The sequence below is a fragment of the Streptomyces sp. NPDC037288 genome (assembly GCF_055603265.1).
Map to the genome: position 1 here is coordinate 35,363 of NZ_JBVJVY010000003.1, position 16,200 is coordinate 51,562.

15 protein-coding genes are annotated in these 16,200 nt (G+C 71.1%); 3 read left to right on the forward strand and 12 right to left on the reverse strand.

The annotated features are described in order from the left end of the window. Positions 1-136 precede the first annotated feature (136 nt). Complete coding sequence (locus tag ACZ7GZ_RS04285) at positions 137-430, forward strand: hypothetical protein (RefSeq protein ID WP_471020835.1); 294 nt, start codon at positions 137-139, stop codon at positions 428-430. Between the two features lie 120 nt (positions 431-550). Here ACZ7GZ_RS04285 and ACZ7GZ_RS04290 read toward each other — a convergent pair whose 3' ends face one another. From ACZ7GZ_RS04290 to iolC, 12 genes are all read right to left on the reverse strand, one after another. Further along, entirely contained in the window at positions 551-883 is a 333-nt protein-coding gene (locus ACZ7GZ_RS04290; RefSeq protein ID WP_471020836.1) for a hypothetical protein, read from the reverse strand. A 94-nt stretch (positions 884-977) separates the two neighbouring features. After that, positions 978-1,307 (reverse strand): hypothetical protein, encoded by a 330-nt coding sequence (locus ACZ7GZ_RS04295; protein WP_471020838.1) that lies wholly within the window; start codon positions 1,305-1,307, stop codon positions 978-980. A gap of 59 nt (positions 1,308-1,366) precedes the next feature. Beyond that, the gene (locus ACZ7GZ_RS04300) at positions 1,367-1,699 is read right to left on the reverse strand and encodes a hypothetical protein (protein ID WP_471020840.1); all 333 of its coding nucleotides are present in this window, start codon (positions 1,697-1,699) and stop codon (positions 1,367-1,369) included. 346 nt (positions 1,700-2,045) lie between these two features. Beyond that, the gene (locus tag ACZ7GZ_RS04305; protein ID WP_363214022.1) at positions 2,046-2,468 is read right to left on the reverse strand and encodes a hypothetical protein; all 423 of its coding nucleotides are present in this window, start codon (positions 2,466-2,468) and stop codon (positions 2,046-2,048) included. Between the two features lie 206 nt (positions 2,469-2,674). Then, the gene (locus ACZ7GZ_RS04310) at positions 2,675-3,529 is read right to left on the reverse strand and encodes an ABC transporter permease (protein ID WP_471020842.1); all 855 of its coding nucleotides are present in this window, start codon (positions 3,527-3,529) and stop codon (positions 2,675-2,677) included. Continuing rightward, complete coding sequence (locus ACZ7GZ_RS04315) at positions 3,526-6,177, reverse strand: CocE/NonD family hydrolase (protein ID WP_471020845.1); 2,652 nt, start codon at positions 6,175-6,177, stop codon at positions 3,526-3,528. Before ACZ7GZ_RS04315 ends, ACZ7GZ_RS04310 begins: the two co-directional genes overlap by 4 nt. Before the next feature lie 114 nt (positions 6,178-6,291). Continuing rightward, positions 6,292-7,707: an APC family permease gene (locus tag ACZ7GZ_RS04320; RefSeq protein WP_471020846.1), complete on the reverse strand. Its 1,416-nt coding sequence runs from the start codon at positions 7,705-7,707 to the stop codon at positions 6,292-6,294. A 377-nt stretch (positions 7,708-8,084) separates the two neighbouring features. Continuing rightward, the gene (mmsA, locus tag ACZ7GZ_RS04325; RefSeq protein WP_471020847.1) at positions 8,085-9,587 is read right to left on the reverse strand and encodes a CoA-acylating methylmalonate-semialdehyde dehydrogenase; all 1,503 of its coding nucleotides are present in this window, start codon (positions 9,585-9,587) and stop codon (positions 8,085-8,087) included. Between the two features lie 16 nt (positions 9,588-9,603). Then, the gene (gene iolD / locus ACZ7GZ_RS04330; RefSeq protein WP_471020848.1) at positions 9,604-11,484 is read right to left on the reverse strand and encodes a 3D-(3,5/4)-trihydroxycyclohexane-1,2-dione acylhydrolase (decyclizing); all 1,881 of its coding nucleotides are present in this window, start codon (positions 11,482-11,484) and stop codon (positions 9,604-9,606) included. Continuing rightward, a complete protein-coding gene (gene iolB, locus ACZ7GZ_RS04335; RefSeq protein WP_471020849.1) occupies positions 11,481-12,320 on the reverse strand; it encodes a 5-deoxy-glucuronate isomerase in 840 nt (279 codons plus the stop codon). The genes iolD and iolB overlap by 4 nt, the downstream gene beginning before the upstream one ends. 7 nt (positions 12,321-12,327) lie before the next feature. Continuing rightward, entirely contained in the window at positions 12,328-13,197 is an 870-nt protein-coding gene (locus ACZ7GZ_RS04340; RefSeq protein ID WP_471021234.1) for a Cgl0159 family (beta/alpha)8-fold protein, read from the reverse strand. Between the two features lie 107 nt (positions 13,198-13,304). Then, positions 13,305-14,255: a 5-dehydro-2-deoxygluconokinase gene (iolC, locus tag ACZ7GZ_RS04345; protein ID WP_471021235.1), complete on the reverse strand. Its 951-nt coding sequence runs from the start codon at positions 14,253-14,255 to the stop codon at positions 13,305-13,307. A gap of 343 nt (positions 14,256-14,598) precedes the next feature. On the opposite strand from iolC, the gene ACZ7GZ_RS04350 reads away from it, so the two are divergent. Next, positions 14,599-15,408 (forward strand): helix-turn-helix domain-containing protein, encoded by an 810-nt coding sequence (locus ACZ7GZ_RS04350; RefSeq protein ID WP_471021236.1) that lies wholly within the window; start codon positions 14,599-14,601, stop codon positions 15,406-15,408. 451 nt (positions 15,409-15,859) lie between these two features. Continuing rightward, positions 15,860-16,060 carry a helix-turn-helix transcriptional regulator gene (locus ACZ7GZ_RS04355; protein WP_471020852.1) on the forward strand — a complete coding sequence of 67 codons (201 nt, stop codon included), beginning with the start codon at positions 15,860-15,862 and terminating at the stop codon, positions 16,058-16,060. Positions 16,061-16,200: the final 140 nt, after the last annotated feature.

Genomic DNA, 16,200 nt, shown 5'->3' on the forward strand with positions numbered 1-16,200 from the left:
CGTAACGCAAAGATAATCCGATAAGAATTCCTGCGATGTCGTTCAGGATGTATGAGTTGCGGGAACTTGCGGTCAACGGAGTTTCCCGTGGCGCCTCTCTCTCGTTAGCCCAGCGGAAGCGAGAGAAAGGAACACAATGAAGAGTCTGAAGGCTGCCGCCATCGTTGTCGGCGCACTGGCCATGGCGGGCGCCGCGGCGCCGGCTTTCGCGGCGGACGTACCGGCGCAGGGCCTCATCGATGACGGGAAGACGGTTGCCCGGTCTCTCCCCACCGCAGCCCAGATGCCGACCGGCGCACTGGCCAGCGACGTCAAGCACGCGGCGGACGGCGTGAAGAAGTCGGGTGTCGTCAAGACCCCCGTCCTGGGCGGCGCCCTGCCGAACCCCCTCAACGGCAAGCCGCCCGCCGCGCTTCCCGTCTTGAAGTAGAAGACGCATCCGCTGGGCTTTCAGGCCGGCTCCGGGGTTCTCGGAGCCGGCCTTCTCCGTGTGCGGGAAAAGCAGATGGCGGCCCGCCGAGCGTCGGCGGGCCGCCAGGCTCCGGGCTGCTCAGAACAGCAGACCACCGGTGTAGGGGGCCAGCTGCGTCTGGTCGACCGCCGCGGTGTTGCAGGCGGCGTAGTGCGAGTTCGGCGCGGCGACACCGGCGCCACCGAGGACGCCGACGGAGCCGTTGGACCACGGCGCGATGCAGCGGCCGTCGATGACCGAGCCGTTGGAGACGAGGAGGCCCTGCTGAGGGGAGTTCACGACGACCGGGGACTCCGAGAAGCCGTTGCCGCCGGTGACGGTGGTGACGTTGTCGTCGGCCGCAGCGGCGCCACCGGCCGCCAGGACGAGGCCCGCTGCCAGGACGGACAGGGCCGTAACCTTCTTACGCATGGATGCGCCTTTCGGATGGGGAGGGGCAGGTCGGGCGGGAACGTCTGCCGACGTCCCCGCCCTGCTCCGGGATGGTTCGGAGCATGAAGGGGGCTCAGAAGAGCAGGCCGCCCGTGTACGCGGCACGCTGCGACTGGTCGACGCCCGCGGTGTTGCAGGCGGCGTAGTGCGAGTTCGGCACGATGGTCGCGGCGCCGCCGAGGACACCGACGGCACCGTTGGACCAGGGCGCGACGCAGCGCAGGTCGACGAGCGTGCCGTTGGAGACGACGGCCCCCTGCTGCGGGGCGTTCACGACAACGGGGGATGACGAGAAGCCGTTGCCGCCGGTGACCGTCGTGCAGTTGTCGGCTGCGGCAGTGCCGGCGGCCGCGAGGACGACGCCCGCGGCGAGGGCGGAGATGGCCGTAACCTTGTTACGCATGGAGTGTCCTTTCCGGACTGCGAGGGGGTTCACCTGCTCGGAATGACTCGAAGCAGGGGTCAGAAGAGCAGGCCGCCCTGGTAAGCGGCCCTCTGCGACTGGTCGACCGGCGCTGTGTTGCAGGCGGCGTAGTGCGAATTCGGCACGATGGTGGCGGCGCCGCCGAGGACGCCGACGGCGCCGTTGGACCACGGCGCGATGCAGCGGCCGTCGATGAGCGCGCCGTTGACGACAACCACCCCCTGCTGAGGGGCGTTCACGACGACCGGGGACTCCGAAAAGCCGTCACCACCAGTGACGTTGGTCGTGTTCGAATGGGCGGAGGCAACGCCGGCGCTGCCGCAGAGCGCGCTAAGGGCGAGTGCAGTGACGACCGCGAACTTCCTGGTCAACTCGGTTCCTTCCTGGATTCACGGTAAGCCGCGCTTACATAGCAAGAAACCGAAATATGTGGCGAAAAGTCACGCGGACACCGGGCATACCGGGCGGATTCCACCGGATGGCGGAACGGCAGCCGTGCGCCGATTCATTCGGGCTGCACGGGTCCTGCGTCAGCGCCGACATGCGTCCGGCCCACTGGCAAGGAGGAATCCAGTGGGCCGGACAGGCTTGAGGCGGATGTGCGGCACGACATCGGCGCCGGGGTGGGTGCGCGGCACTGCGGTGTCGGGTCTCCGACGAGGGAACCGGATCAGAGTGTCAGAATCCTGGCCACGCCGACTCCTGACGGTTTCCGCGTCACCCCTGATTGAGGAGGCTACCGACCCCGGCACTGGTCGGCCCGTTCAACGGGTGGAGCTGAACGGATCCGGTTCCGAGCGGATTCTTCACCGGAATCGCGGGCTTCTTGTTGGTGCTGCGCCCCATACCGTCCAGGTATACGCCGGAGATTTTCGCGGCCTTGTTCTTGCCGGTGACCGACGACGCCTGGCTCTCGTCGAACGCGCTGCCCTTGGTAAGGCTGCCCTGCTTGGCCACTCGCATCACGGTGTCGGCCGCGGGCACGAGCGCCGGAGTGACATCGGTCTGGGACATGAGGCCGAGCGGACCGGTCGTTTCGCGAGCGGGCGCCTTGCCGGCGGCCGACGCGGCGACGGCGGAGCCACCCACGAGACTCGCGCCGATCGCCAATGCCGCAGTTGTGAAAACTGCCTTCTTCATGATTCACCTCACTTGAAGTTACCTCTGATCCGACAGACGCAGAACATAGCAGTCCGCAGTCCGCCAAAAGCGACGCACTACTCCATACGCATGAATGCCATGGGAGTGAAGGAGCGCATTCCCGGGATTTATACAGAGGTATTCACATCTGGTCGGCGAATCGATTGATCGTATGGTGCTTCAAGCATGGGAAATTCGCGGGAAAGTTATGACACCACGTCCTTGCGGGCGAACCCGCGGAAGGCCAGGGCGATGAGCACGAGTGCGTAACTCAGGGAGATCGCCGTCCCCTGGATCATGCCGGTCCACTCGGGGTGTGGCTGCACGGTGTCGGCCCAGGCGAACTGCCAGTGCGCGGGCAGGAAGTCACGCCAGTGGCCGAGGGCGGTGACGGCGTCCAGGACATTGCCGACGATGGTCAGGCCGACCGCACCGCCGACCGCGCCGAGCGGGGCGTCGGTCTTCGTCGACAGCCAGAACGCGAGCCCCGCGGTGACCAGCTGGGACACGAAGACGTACGCCACGGTCACCACCAGGCGCTGCAGCGCCGTGCCCGGGTCCAGCGCGCCACCGGTGGGGATCTGCAGCGGGCCCCAGCCGTAGGCCGCCGTACCGGCGGCGAGGGCGACCACCGGGAGCAGGATCATCGCGGCGAGACTCAGCCCGAGCGCCACGACCAGCTTGGACCACAGCAGCCGGGCCCGCGGCACGGGGGCTGCGAGCAGATAACGCAGGGAGGACCAGCTCGCCTCCGAGGCGACCGTGTCCCCGCAGAACAGCGCGACCGGGATGACCAGCAGGAAGCCGGCCGAGACGAACAGGTTCACGGCGGCGAAGTTGGCGCCGGACGCGGTGGCCGTGTCCATCAGGGTGATCCGGTTGTTCCGGCCGCCCGGGTCACCGCCGACGGCGAAGGCGATCAGCAGCACGAACGGCAGGAGCGTGAGGATCGCGCCCATGACCAGGGTGCGGCGCCGCTTGAGCTGGCGGACCAGCTCGACCCGCAGGGGCAGGGTGTGCCGCGTCCGGTAACCGGAGGCGACCTCGGTGAGCGTGCTCATGCGGAACCTCCGATCAGGGTGAGGAAGGCGTCTTCCAGGCGGCGGTGCGGGCCGACCGAGGCGACGGGCACCTCCAGCCGCACCAGCTCCGGGACCAGCCGCTCGGCCGTGCCGCCGGGTTCGAGCCGGACCAGCAGTCCGTCGTCGGTGCGCACCGCGGAGGCGACGCCGGGCAGCGCGGCGACCTTCTCCACGACCGGGTCCTCCACCGGGCCGGCGGTGCCGACGAGCAGGGTGCCGCCGGAGCCGGTGATCTCGCCGACCGGGCCGGCCTGGAGGAGCCGGCCGCGGTCCATGACCACCAGATGCGTGCAGGACTGCTCGACCTCGGCGAGGAGATGGCTGGAGACGATCACCGTACGGCCGCCGGCCGCGTAGCGGATCATCACCTCGCGCATCTCGCGGATCTGGGGCGGGTCGAGGCCGTTGGTGGGCTCGTCGAGGATGAGCAGGTCGGGCAGGCCGAGCATGGCCTGGGCGATGGCGAGCCGCTGGCGCATGCCCTGCGAGTAGGTGCGCACCGCGCGGGCGAGCGCGTCGCCGAGCCCGGCGATCCGCAGGGCCTCGTCCAGGTGGGCGTCCTCCGGCGGACGGCCGGTGGCCTGCCAGTACAGCTCCAGGTTCGCCCGGCCGGACAGATGCGGCAGGAAGCCCGCGCCCTCCACGAAGGCGCCGACCCTCGACAGCACGGGCGCGCCGGGCCGGACGGCGTGACCGAAGACGCGGATCTCGCCGGCGTCCGGGGTGATCAGGCCCATCAGCATGCGCAGGGTGGTGGTCTTGCCCGCGCCGTTGGGTCCGAGCAGGCCGAGCACCTGGCCCTTCTCGACGCGGAAGGACAGCTCACGCACCGCGTACCGGTCGGCGGACTTCGCGTACCGCTTGCTCAAGTCCCTGATCACCAGCGGGACGTCGGCCAGCCCGGGGTCGGGCGCGGGGCCGGCCGTACGGCGGCGGGCGGTGAGCAGCAGGGCGAGCGCGGCCCCCGCCGCGGCCACCGGCAGCCACCACACCCAGGCGGGCAGGGGCGCCGCGGCGGTGGTGACGGCCGGGGCCGTCGGCACGCTCAGGTCGCTCCTGAGGGAGACGGTGTAGGTGGCCGGGGCGGCCGGTGAGGCGTAGCCGAGGTCGGTGGAGGCGAGGACCAGGCGGAGCCGGTGACCCTTCTGGACCTCGTGGTCGATCGCCGGGAGGGTGAGTGAGACGTCCTTGCCGGCCTGGGCTCCGGTCACCCGGAAGGGGGCGACGAGCTGGGAGGGCAGCACCTGCTGGGTGCCGTCGGGGCCGACGTCGTAGACCTTGCCGAACAGGACGGCGTCGTCGCTGGTCGAGGTGAGGTGGACGGTCGCGGTCGGGGTGCCGGTGATCTGCAGGTCGCGGCTGAGCGGCGCGGAGTCGAACTTCGCGTACTGACCGGGGAAGTCGAGGGAGACACCGAGCCCGAGCGCGGACAGCTGGCTCAGTCCGCCCGGGCCGCCGAGGCCGGGCAGCGCGGAGACACCGGGCGGGCTGGCGCCGGCCGGGTTGGTGAGGTGCTGGGTGCCGCCGGTCAGGGCGATGCCGCGTGGGTGGTCGCGCAGGCCGGGGTAGGCGGCGGCGCTCGCGCCGCGCAGCTGGGCCGTGCCGTCGGTGGAGTTCACGCCTCCGGTGCGGGTGATCCGGAAGGCCGGGCCGGTGCCGGTGTGCTCGGCGCCCTTGAGATACCGGTCGAACCAGGCACGCACGCGCGCCTGGCTCCGGCCGCTCTCCATGTCGCCGCCGTCATGGCCGCCCGCGATCCAGTCGACGTCCACGGGGGCGCCGTTCGCCCGGATCGCCTTCTCGGCGGCGTCGGACTGGGCGAGGGTGAACAGGGAGTCCGTCTGGCCCTGCACGAGCAGCGTGGGCACCTTGATGCGGGAGCCGACGGCGGACGGAGAGCGGGCCTCGAGCATCGCGCGGGCGGCCGGGTCCGGGGTGCCGGACTCGGCGACCCGGTCGTACATCCGGCACAGCGCGGTCTCGAAGCGGGCGCAGCCGCCGCCGGTGTTGAAGAAGACCCCGGCCCACAGCTTCTTGAAGACGCCGTTCGGGAACAGGGCGTCCGCGAGGTTCCAGTAGGTGATGGCCGGGGCGATGGCGTCGACCCGGTGGTCGTATCCCGCGGCGAGCAGCGAGACGGCGCCGCCGTAGGAGCCGCCGGCCATGCCCACGCGCGGGTCGCCCGGTCTGTCGAGCTGGACCTGGGGCCGCTTCGCCAGCCAGTCGATGAGCCGGGAGACGTCGGCGACCTCGCCCTTCGGGTCGTTGAGCCCGATCTTCCCGGTGGACCTGCCGAAGCCGCGCGCGGACCAGGTCAGGACCGCGTAGCCGTCCCGGGCGAGGTCCTCGGCCTGCTCGCGCAGGTCGTCCTTGCTGCCGCCGAAGCCGTGCGCCAGCAGGACGGCGGGGTGCCGTCCGGCGGTGGCCGGGGTGAAGAACGACGTGTCCAGGCGGACGCCGTCCACCGCCATGACCTGCTCGCTCTCGCGCACCGCGGGCGGGTCGTCGGAGGCGACGGCCGCCGTCCATGTCCCGGCGCCGGCCAGCACCACGAAGGCGGCCGCGGCGACGACGAGCCGGCGCGGCCCCTTGAGCAGATCCCGCAGCGGGGGCACCCGAAGATCCATGCCTCAACGGTACGGGCCGCCACGGACGGCGGAGGAAGCCGATGGGCTGAACGCCGGGCCCTCCCCGGGGAGTACGGGGCGGGCCCGGCGTACACCAGGCGTGGTACGGCGGCCTTACGCCGCCGCCTCCTCGGCGAGCTGGACGTCCTCCGGGAGGGACACCAGCCAGCGGGTCCCGCGGCGCGGGCGGAGGTAGAAGGCCCAGTACAGGGTGGCGACGGCGGTGATGCCGCCGGTCCACCACAGGTACGTCGGGTCCTGCTCGACCAGGATGTAGACGAGGACCGCGATCAGCAGGGCCGGCATGGCCGGCCACAGCGGCATCCGCCAGGCCTGCCTGCCGCCGTGCGCCCCGCGGCGGGCGAGCAGCGCGGCGACCGCGACCAGCAGGTACAGGCCGGTGACGGCGACCCCGGTGACGCCGTAGAGCGTGTCGAGGTTGACGAAGCAGAGGAAGGCACCGGGGACGCCGACGACGAGGGTGGCGACCCACGGGGAGCCGAACCGGCCCAGCTTCGCCAGGGCCCTGTTGACCGGCGAGGGCCAGGCCTTGTCGCGGGCGGAGGCGAACAGGACGCGGGAGTTCTGGATGACCATGACGATGCCCGCGTTGATGATCGCGAGGGCGACGCACAGGCTGACGAAGGTGCCGACGGCCGAGTTGCTCCAGGCGATGACCATGCTGGAGATGTCACCGCCGGTCAGGGTCTTCAGGTCACCGGCGCCCACGGTGATCGCGGCGACCGGCACCAGGATGACCACGCTGGAGATGGCGAGCGTCGCGAGGACGGTACGGGCGACGTTGCGGCGCGGGTTCTCCAGTTCCTCGGAGAGGTAGACGGCGGTGGAGAAGCCCTGGGTGACGAAGAGGGCGATGGCGAGCCCGGAGACGACCATCATGGCCGTGACGGGGTTGACGTGCGCGTGTTCACCGGCGGCCTGCAGCGAGCCGAGGCTGCTCACCCCGCGGTGCGGGTGGCTGAAGCCGAGCACGGCCACCACACCGGCCGCGACGACCTCCAGGACCAGGAAGATGCCGGTGATCCAGGCGTTGGCGCGCAGGTCCAGCAGACCGGCGAGGGTGGCCGCGATCATCACGCCGGCGCCCGTGAAGGCGGGGTCGAGGTGGATGACCGGGGCGAGGTAGTCCGCGGTGCCCATCGCGATGACCGGAGGGACGATCATCACGACGAGCAGCGACATCACGAAGGCCAGCCAGCCGGCGAGCCGTCCGGCCAGGGTGGAGACGATGGCGTACTCGCCGCCCGCGCTGGGGATGAGGGTGCCCAGCTCCGAGTAGCAGAACGCCACGGGGATGCAGAGCAGTGCGCCGATGGCGATACAGAGTGCCGTCGCGGTGCCCAGGCTGGCGAACAGGTCGGGCACGATCACGAAGAGCGTGGAGGCGGGCGTGACGCACGAGAGAGTGAGCAGAGTGCCGCCGACGACTCCGATCGAACGCTTGAGCTTCTGAGGGCTGTCAGAAGCGTCTGCGACGGCTGTGTCGACAGGGCGGAGCGTGTCGGTCATGCGGCGGTTCCGATCGACTCGTGTGGCTGAGGGTTGGGGGACGGGAGCGCTATCGCCTCCGGCGGATCGTCGTACGTGCACTCGTCCGCTCCCGGCGCTGCCTAGAGAACCCCGACGAAAACCGCTGCGTCAATGGCCGTTTACCTTCGGAATCCGCACTTCCGACGGCACTCACGCCACATCAGATTCGTAGGTCGCGACGCCCAATGGGGGCATCCATCAAGCCTCATGGCAAAGTGACCTTGTTTTCAAAGGTGAGATGCCGAGAATCCCTTAGCCACCCGTTTCATCCCCTGTAAACGGGAACCGAAGCCGGCGGGTCAAAAAAATGTCAGGCCGTCCGGAATCCGGACGGCCTGACAGAGGGTTCGGGGCCCTCAGTGGTTGCGCGGGAAGCCCAGGTCCACGCCCGCCGGGGCGTCGGCCGGGTCGGGCCAGCGGGTGGTGACGACCTTGCCGCGGGTGTAGAAGTGCGTGCCGTCGTTGCCGTAGATGTGGTGGTCGCCGAAGAGCGAGTCCTTCCAGCCGCCGAAGGAGTGGTAGCCGACGGGGACCGGGATCGGGACGTTCACGCCGACCATGCCCGCCTCGATCTCCAGCTGGAAGCGGCGGGCCGCGCCGCCGTCCCGGGTGAAGATCGCGGTGCCGTTGCCGAACGGCGAGGCGTTGATGAGGGCCACACCCTCCTCGTAGGTGTCCACGCGCAGCACGCACAGCACCGGGCCGAAGATCTCGTCCTGGTAGGCCTTGGCGCTGGTCGGCACCTTGTCCAGCAGCGAGATGCCGATCCAGTGGCCGTCCTCGAAGCCCTCGACGGTGTAACCGGTGCCGTCGAGCACGACCTCGGCGCCCTCGGCCGCGGCGCCGGAGACGTACGAGGCCACCTTGTCGCGGTGGGCGGCGGTGATCAGCGGGCCCATCTCGGACGCCGGGTCGTTGCCCGGACCGATCTTGATCTTCTCGGCGCGCTCGCGGATCTTCTCCACCAGCGTGTCACCGATCGCGCCCACGGCCACGACCGCGGAGATGGCCATGCAGCGCTCGCCCGCGGAGCCGTAGGCGGCGGACACCGCGGCGTCGGCCGCCGCGTCCAGGTCGGCGTCCGGCAGCACCAGCATGTGGTTCTTGGCGCCGCCCAGGGCCTGCACCCGCTTGCCGGCGGCGGAGGCGGTGGTGTGGATGTAGCGGGCGATCGGGGTCGAGCCGACGAAGGAGACGGCCTTGACGTCCGGGTGCTCCAGGAGGCGGTCGACGGCCACCTTGTCGCCGTGCACGACGTTGAAGACGCCGTCCGGCAGACCGGCCTCCGACAGCAGCTCGGCGATCTTGACGGAGGCCGAGGGGTCCTTCTCGGACGGCTTCAGCACGAAGGTGTTGCCGGTCGCGATGGCGATCGGGAACATCCACATCGGGACCATCGCCGGGAAGTTGAACGGCGTGATGCCGGCGACGACACCGAGCGGCTGGCGGATGGAGGAGACGTCCACGCGGCTCGCGACCTGCGTCGACAGCTCGCCCTTCAGCTGCACGTTGATGCCGCAGGCCAGGTCGACGATCTCCAGGCCGCGCGCCACCTCGCCGAGCGCGTCCGAGTGCACCTTGCCGTGCTCGGCGGTGATCAGCTCGGCGATCTCGTCGCGGTGGGCGTCCAGCAGCGCCCGGAACCGGAAGAGGATGGTGGTCCGCTGGGCCAGCGAGGACTGACCCCAGGTCGTGAAGGCGTCCTTGGCGGCGGCTACCGCCGCGTCCACCTCCTCGACCGACGCGAACGCGACCTTCGTGGTGACCGCGCCGGTGGCCGGGTCGGTGACCGGCCCGTACGTACCCGACGCGCCTTCGGCGGTCTTCCCGCCGATCCAGTGGTTGACGATCTTCGTCATGCCCAGAGACTCCTTCTTACAGATGGCGGCGTCGGGTCGAGACGTGCCGTTCGTACAGCTCACGTGCCTTGACCGCCGACGGTCGGGTCGCGGTCTCGGCCACAGGAACATCCCACCAGGCCTGCGCCGGGGGCGCGCCCGACACAGTGTCGGACGTTTCGGTCTCCACGTAGACACATGTGGGAGTGTCGGCGGCCCGCGCCTCGGCGAGCGCCTCGCGCAGGTCCCGTACGGTCTTCGCGCGCAGCACCCGCATGCCGAGGCTGGCCGCGTTCGCGGCCAGGTCCACGGGCAGCGGGGCGCCGGTGAAGGTGCCGTCGCCGGAGGTGTAGCGGTACGCGGTGCCGAACCGCTCGCCGCCCACCGCCTCCGAGAGCCCGCCGATGGACGCGTACCCGTGGTTCTGCACCAGCAGGATCTTGATCGCGATCCCCTCCTGGACGGCGGTCACGATCTCCGTCGGCATCATCAGATACGTGCCGTCACCGACCAGCGCCCACACGTTCCGCTCGGGCGCGGCCAGCTTCACGCCGAGCGCGGCCGGGATCTCGTAGCCCATGCAGGAGTAGCCGTACTCCAGGTGGTACTGGTCGTACGACCGCGCCCGCCACAACTTGTGCAGGTCGCCCGGGAGCGAGCCGGCCGCGTTGACGATGATGTCCGACTCGTCCACCAGGGCGTCCAGGGCGCCGACGACCTGCGGCTGGCTCGGCCGGACGTCGATCTCCCCGGCCTCGAAGCAGGCGTCGACGCGCCGCTCCCAGCGCTCCTTGTCCTCGGTGTACCCGGTGACGTAGGAGTCGGCGACCCGGTGGCCGTGCATCTGCAGCCGCTCGGTCAGCTCCTCCAGGCCGCTGCGGGCGTCCGCGATCAGCGGGAGTCCGGCCAGCTTGTGGCCGTCGAAGGGCGCGATGTTGAGGTTGAGGAAACGGACGTCCGGGTTCTCGAAGAGGGTGCCGGAGGCCGTGGTGAAGTCGGTGTACCGGGTGCCGACGCCGATCACCAGGTCCGCCGTGCGGGCCAGCTCGTCGGCGGTCGCGGTGCCGGTGTGGCCGACCCCGCCGACGTCCTGCGGATGGTCGTGACGCAGGGAGCCCTTGCCGGCCTGGGTGGAGGCGACCGGGATCCGGGTGGCCGAGGCGAACTCGGCGAGAGCCCTCTCGGCCCGGCTGTGGTGGACACCGCCGCCCGCGATGACCAGGGGCCTGCGCGCCGCGCGGATGGCCCGCACCGCCTCGGCCAGCTCGGCCGGGTCCGCGCCCGGCCGTCGTACGGTCCACACGCGCTCGGCGAAGAACTCCTCCGGCCAGTCGAAGGCCTCCGCCTGCACGTCCTGCGGCATCGCGAGGGTGACCGCGCCCGTTTCCACCGGGTCGGTCAGGACCCGCACGGCCTGGAGGGCCGACGGGATCAGCGCCTCCGGCCGGGTGATGCGGTCGAAGTACTTCGACACCGGGCGCAGGGTGTCGTTGACCGACACGTCACCCGCGTACGGCAGCTCCAGCTGCTGCAGGACCGGGTCGGCGGGGCGGGTGGCGAAGACGTCGCCGGGCAGGAGCAGCACCGGCAGATGGTTGACGGTCGCCAGGGCGGCGCCCGTGACCAGGTTGGTCGCACCGGGGCCGATCGACGTCGTCACCGCGTGCGTGGACAGACGGTTCGACTGGCGGGCGTAGCCGACGGCCGCGTGCACCATGGACTGCTCGTTGCGGCCCTGGTGGTACGGCATCACGTCCGCGTACTCGATCAGCGCCTGGCCGATCCCCGCGACATTGCCGTGGCCGAAGATGCCCCAGGTGGCGCCGATCAGCCGCTGCCGCGCACCGTCGCGTTCGGTGTACTGGGCGGCGAGGAAACGGACCAGCGCCTGCGCGACGGTCAGCCGGGTCGTCGTCATCGGTAGCCCCCTGTGCTTTCTCCGTGGTCGGGGTGGAAGCAGATCCGCCACTCCCGGGTCTCGCCCGGACCCGCCATGACGTTCAGGTAGTACATGTCGTGCCCGGGCTGGGCGATGGACGGGCCGTGCCATCCGTCGGGGACGAGGACGGCGTCGCCGGAGCGGACCTCGGCGAGGACGTCCGAGCCGCCCTCGCGCGAGGGGAACACCCGCTGATAGCCGAGACCGTTCGGGCCCCCTATCTCGAAGTAGTAGATCTCCTCCAGCTCGGACTCCTCGCCCGGCCGGTGCTCGTCGTGCTTGTGCGGCGGGTACGAGGACCAGTTGCCGCCCGGGGTGACCACCTCGACGGCGATCAGCTTGTCGCACTCGAAGGAGTCGGCGGAGGCGAAGTTGCGCACCCGGCGGGCGCACCTGCCGCTGCCGCGCTCCTCGACGGGGACCTCCGGCGCGGGGCCGTAGCGGGCGGGGAGTCGTCGCTCGCACTTCGCTCCTGCCAGGGCGAAGCGGCCTCCCGCGCCGGAGGCGATCTGGACCCGGGCGTCCCGGGGCGCGTACGCGAAGTCGGAGACGTCCGCGAACACGCTTTCCCGGCCCAGGAGTTGGAACTCGCACCGCTCAGCTGATGCGGTCTCAATTTGTACGGTACATCCGCCTTGCAACGGAAGCACGATCCATTCACCGTCCCCCGTGGTGAACGTATGCGTACCGTCCGGTGTCAGCTCCACGACACGCAGGCTGCTGTGTGTCCAGCCGGCCCGCTTGGGGTCGATGTCGACGGCGTACCGGGCGTTCGCGGTGGCGCCCCGGGGCAGGTGCAGGTCGGTGCTGGTCATGCGGCCCTCACAGCAGTCCTACGGCGGTGTCCACGGCGGCGGCCACGTCGCCGTCCGCCGGGTACAGCAGTGAGCGGCCGACCACCAGGCCGCGCACGGTGGGGAGTTGCAGCGCGCCGCGCCACTTCTCGTACGCCTTCTCCTGGTCGCCTCCGACATCGCCTCCGAGGAGCACGGCCGGGAGTGTGGAGGTCTCCATCACGCGGGCCATGTCGTCGGGGTTCTCGGTGACCGGCACCTTCAGCCAGGTGTAGGCGGAGGAGCCGCCGAGGCCGGAGGCGATGGCGATGGACTTGGTGACCGCGTCGGCGGACAGGTCGTTGCGCACCTGCCCCTCGGGGGTGCGGCGGCTGATGAACGGCTCGACGAAGACCGGCAGCCGGCGCGCGGCCATCTCGTCGATGGCGCGGGCGGTGGACTCCAGGGTGGTCAGGGAGCCGGGGTCGTCGTAGTCGATGCGCAGCAGCAGCTTGCCCGCGTCGAAGCCGAGCCGCTGGATGTCCTCGGGGCGGTGCCCGGTGAAGCGGTCGTCCAGTTCGAAGCTGGCCCCCTGCAGTCCGCCCCGGTTCATGGAGCCCATGACCACCTTGTGGTCGAGGGCGCCGAGCAGCAGCAGGTCGTCCAGGATGTCGGCGGTGGCGAGGACGCCGTCGACCCCGGGGCGGCTCAGCGCCAGGCAGAGGCGTCCGAGCAGGTCGGCGCGGTTGGCCATGGCGAGCCTGCGGTCGCCGACGCCGAGGGCGCCGCGGGCCGGGTGGTCGGCGGCGACGATCATCAGCCTGCCGTTGTCGTTCAGCAGCGGGCGCCGGGCCCGGCGGACGGCGGCCTCGGCGATCGCCTCGGGATGGTGGGTGCGGACGCGGACGAGTTCGGCCACGTCGACGAGGGACCGCGCCGAGCCCGCGGCGCCCTCGCGGCGGGGGGTCGCGGTGGCGTCGGGGCCCGCCCCGCCCTCGGTGTGCGTGCCCGCGACACGACCGGCCCTCACAGCACCGCTCCGGCGTCGAGCGCGGCGGCCACCTCGTCCGGGGTGGGCATCGCGGAGGAGCACTCCAGGCGGGAGGCGACGATGGCACCGGCCGCGTTGGCGTACCGCATGATCCTCTCCAGGTCCCAGCCCTCGAGGAGGCCGTGGCAGAGGGAGCCGCCGAAAGCGTCTCCGGCGCCGAGGCCGTTGAGGACGTCGACGGGCAGGGGCGGGACCTCGGCCGAGTCGCCGTCGCGGCTGAGGGCGAGCACACCCTTCGGTCCCTGCTTGACGACGGCGATCTCGACGCCGGCCCGGAGGAGCGCCCGGGCCGCCGCATGCGGGTCGCGCACGCCGGTGGCGACCTCCACCTCGTCCAGGTTCCCGACGGCGACGGTCGTGTGCCTCAGGGCCTCGGCGTAGAAGGGGCGGGCCTCGTCGGGGTGGGTCCAGAACATGGGCCGCCAGTCGAGATCGAAGACCGTCGTGCCCGCCTTCGCCCGGTGGGCGAGGGCCGCGAGGGTGGCCGTACGGCTGGGTTCCTCGCTCAGGCCGGTACCGGTGACCCAGAAGACACGGGCCTCGTGGATGGCGTCGAGGTCCAGGTCGTGGGCGTCGATCTCCAGGTCGGGCGCCTTGGGCTGCCGGTAGAAGTAGAGCGGGAAGTCGTCCGGCGGGAAGACCTCGCAGAAGGTGACCGGGGTCGGCAGTCCGGGGACCGGGGTCACCCAGCGGTCGTCGACGCCGAAACCGCGCAGCGCCTCGTGCAGATAGGCGCCGAACGGGTCGTCGCCCGTACGGGTGATCACGGCCGTGTGCCGGCCGAGCCGGGCCGCGGCGACCGCGACGTTCGTCGCCGACCCGCCGAGGAACTTGCCGAAGGACGACACCTGGGCGAGCGGGACACCGGTCTGCAGCGGGTAGAGGTCCACTCCGATCCGCCCCATGGTGATCAGGTCGTAGGCCATCGGCTTCCCTTCGTCATGGCTCTCCCCGGCTTTGTAGTCCCGCATGCCGAGCCCTGTCAATGTTTTGTCCAGACATTCGGACCAGTGTCACCCTCTTCCCCGCTGTCCCGCATCCGGATCGGACGACCCGCGGTACCCGCCGAGGGGACCGCCCAAGAGCGCCTCGTGGGGTGCCAGGTTCCGAGGGTGCGGGCGTACCGGTTGTTCGCGGTTTCTCGCGCAGTTCCCCGCCGCCCTGCGGAAGTTGGCGTGCCGCTCGTAGCATGGCGGCGTGTGGGAGATCGTGCCCGCTTGGCCCCATCCGGCGCTGCGGCCCGGGGTGATCAGCTATCGCGGGATACGCATGGCCCTCAATCGGCCACGCCGTCGGCTGGAGACGCCGATCGGAGCCGCCACGCTGCTGCTGGGCTTCGAGCAGCCGGTGCGCATCAGCCGGGCAGGGCGGGCCCCGGTTTCGCTCGTCTCCGTGGTCAACGGGCTGACCACCACCCCCGCCCTCGGCGAGCACGGCGGCCGGCTGTCCGGGATCGAGGTGCTGCTGGAACCGTGGACCGCCTTCGCCCTGTTCGGCGTGGAGCAGCACGAACTCGCCAACCGGTCGGCCGGTCTGGACGAGTTGGACTCGGACCTCGCCCAACTGGCCGGAGCACTGGCCGTCTTGCCCGGCTGGCCGGAGCGGTTCGCTCTGCTCGACCGGGTGTTGCTGGAGCGGCTCCGCCCGGGTGCGCCCGTGTCCGAGCGGGCGGTGCACGCCTGGTCGCTGCTGCGGCGCAGCGCCGGCACGGTCCCGGTGCCCCGGCTGGCCGAGGAGGTGGGCTGGAGCGTACGTCACCTGGAGAACCGCTTCCGGGAACAGATCGGTCTGCCCCCGAAGGCGGCCGGCCGGGTACTGCGACTGCAGCGGGCGCGGCGGTTGCTGGCCGCGGGGCACGGGCAGGCGGAGACCGCGGCGATGTGCGGCTACTACGACCAGGCGCACTTCAGCGGCGACTTCAAGAACCTGACGGGCTGCACCCCGGGGGAGTTCCTGGCGGCCCGGCGGCTGCCGGCTGCGGACGCGGTGACCGACCGGCTGGCGGGCGAGCCGACCAGCCTGCTTCTCGCCTCCGGCCGCGGTGCGCTTTTTTCCAAGACCCGCGCGGGCAGGTCCTGACACGCTGATCGTCCGGCCTTCGGGGGCCCGTGGGAAGCGGGGGCCTTCGGCGGCCGGGGGGACGGGTCCAGGAGGTCCTCCCCCCGGGGGAAGTGGCCGCCGGAGGACGCGGGGAAGCCGGCGGGCCGGGTCTGACGCAGCAGACCCGGCCCGTCATCGGCCGACGGCCCTCGACGGCCGGTCCGGACGCCCACGGACCGCCACGAAGTCAACGCGACCCGCCGTTGCCCCCGGCGTACGCCTTTGTGGCGGCTGTGTCACAAACACCGCGTGTGTGTCACGCATGTCACATGTACGCCGGTTGTGCGTCACACCGTCTCGACAGGCGCTGTCCTCCAGTCACTCCGTGTCGTTCACCGGACACAGGCTTGGTGATCGCCAGCGCAGCGCCCGGCTCCCCCGACGACCGCCCCCCGGTCGCCGCTGCGGCGCGCGCAGGGAGGTGCAACTCATGACCGACCAAAGGCTCTGGTCGTGCAAGGAGATCGCGGCGCACATCAGAGTGCAGCCGGACACCGTACGGTCCTATCGCAAGCACGGGCTGCTCCCCCCGCCCGACCATGTGGAGAGCGGCAAGCCCTACTGGTACGCCGACACCGTCCGCGCCTGGGCCGCCTCCCGACCCGGCAACCGCGGCCGTCGACCGGACTGATCCAGCCGAGGGCGGCCGCGGTGGAGCACGCCATGCCGTCCGGGATCACCACCAGGGTGGCGCCGGCGTGATCGAGCGCCACGTGCTCGGCGAAGGAGCCCTGGTGGTGGCAGCCCGGCCGGGGCCGGCGTGCGCACACC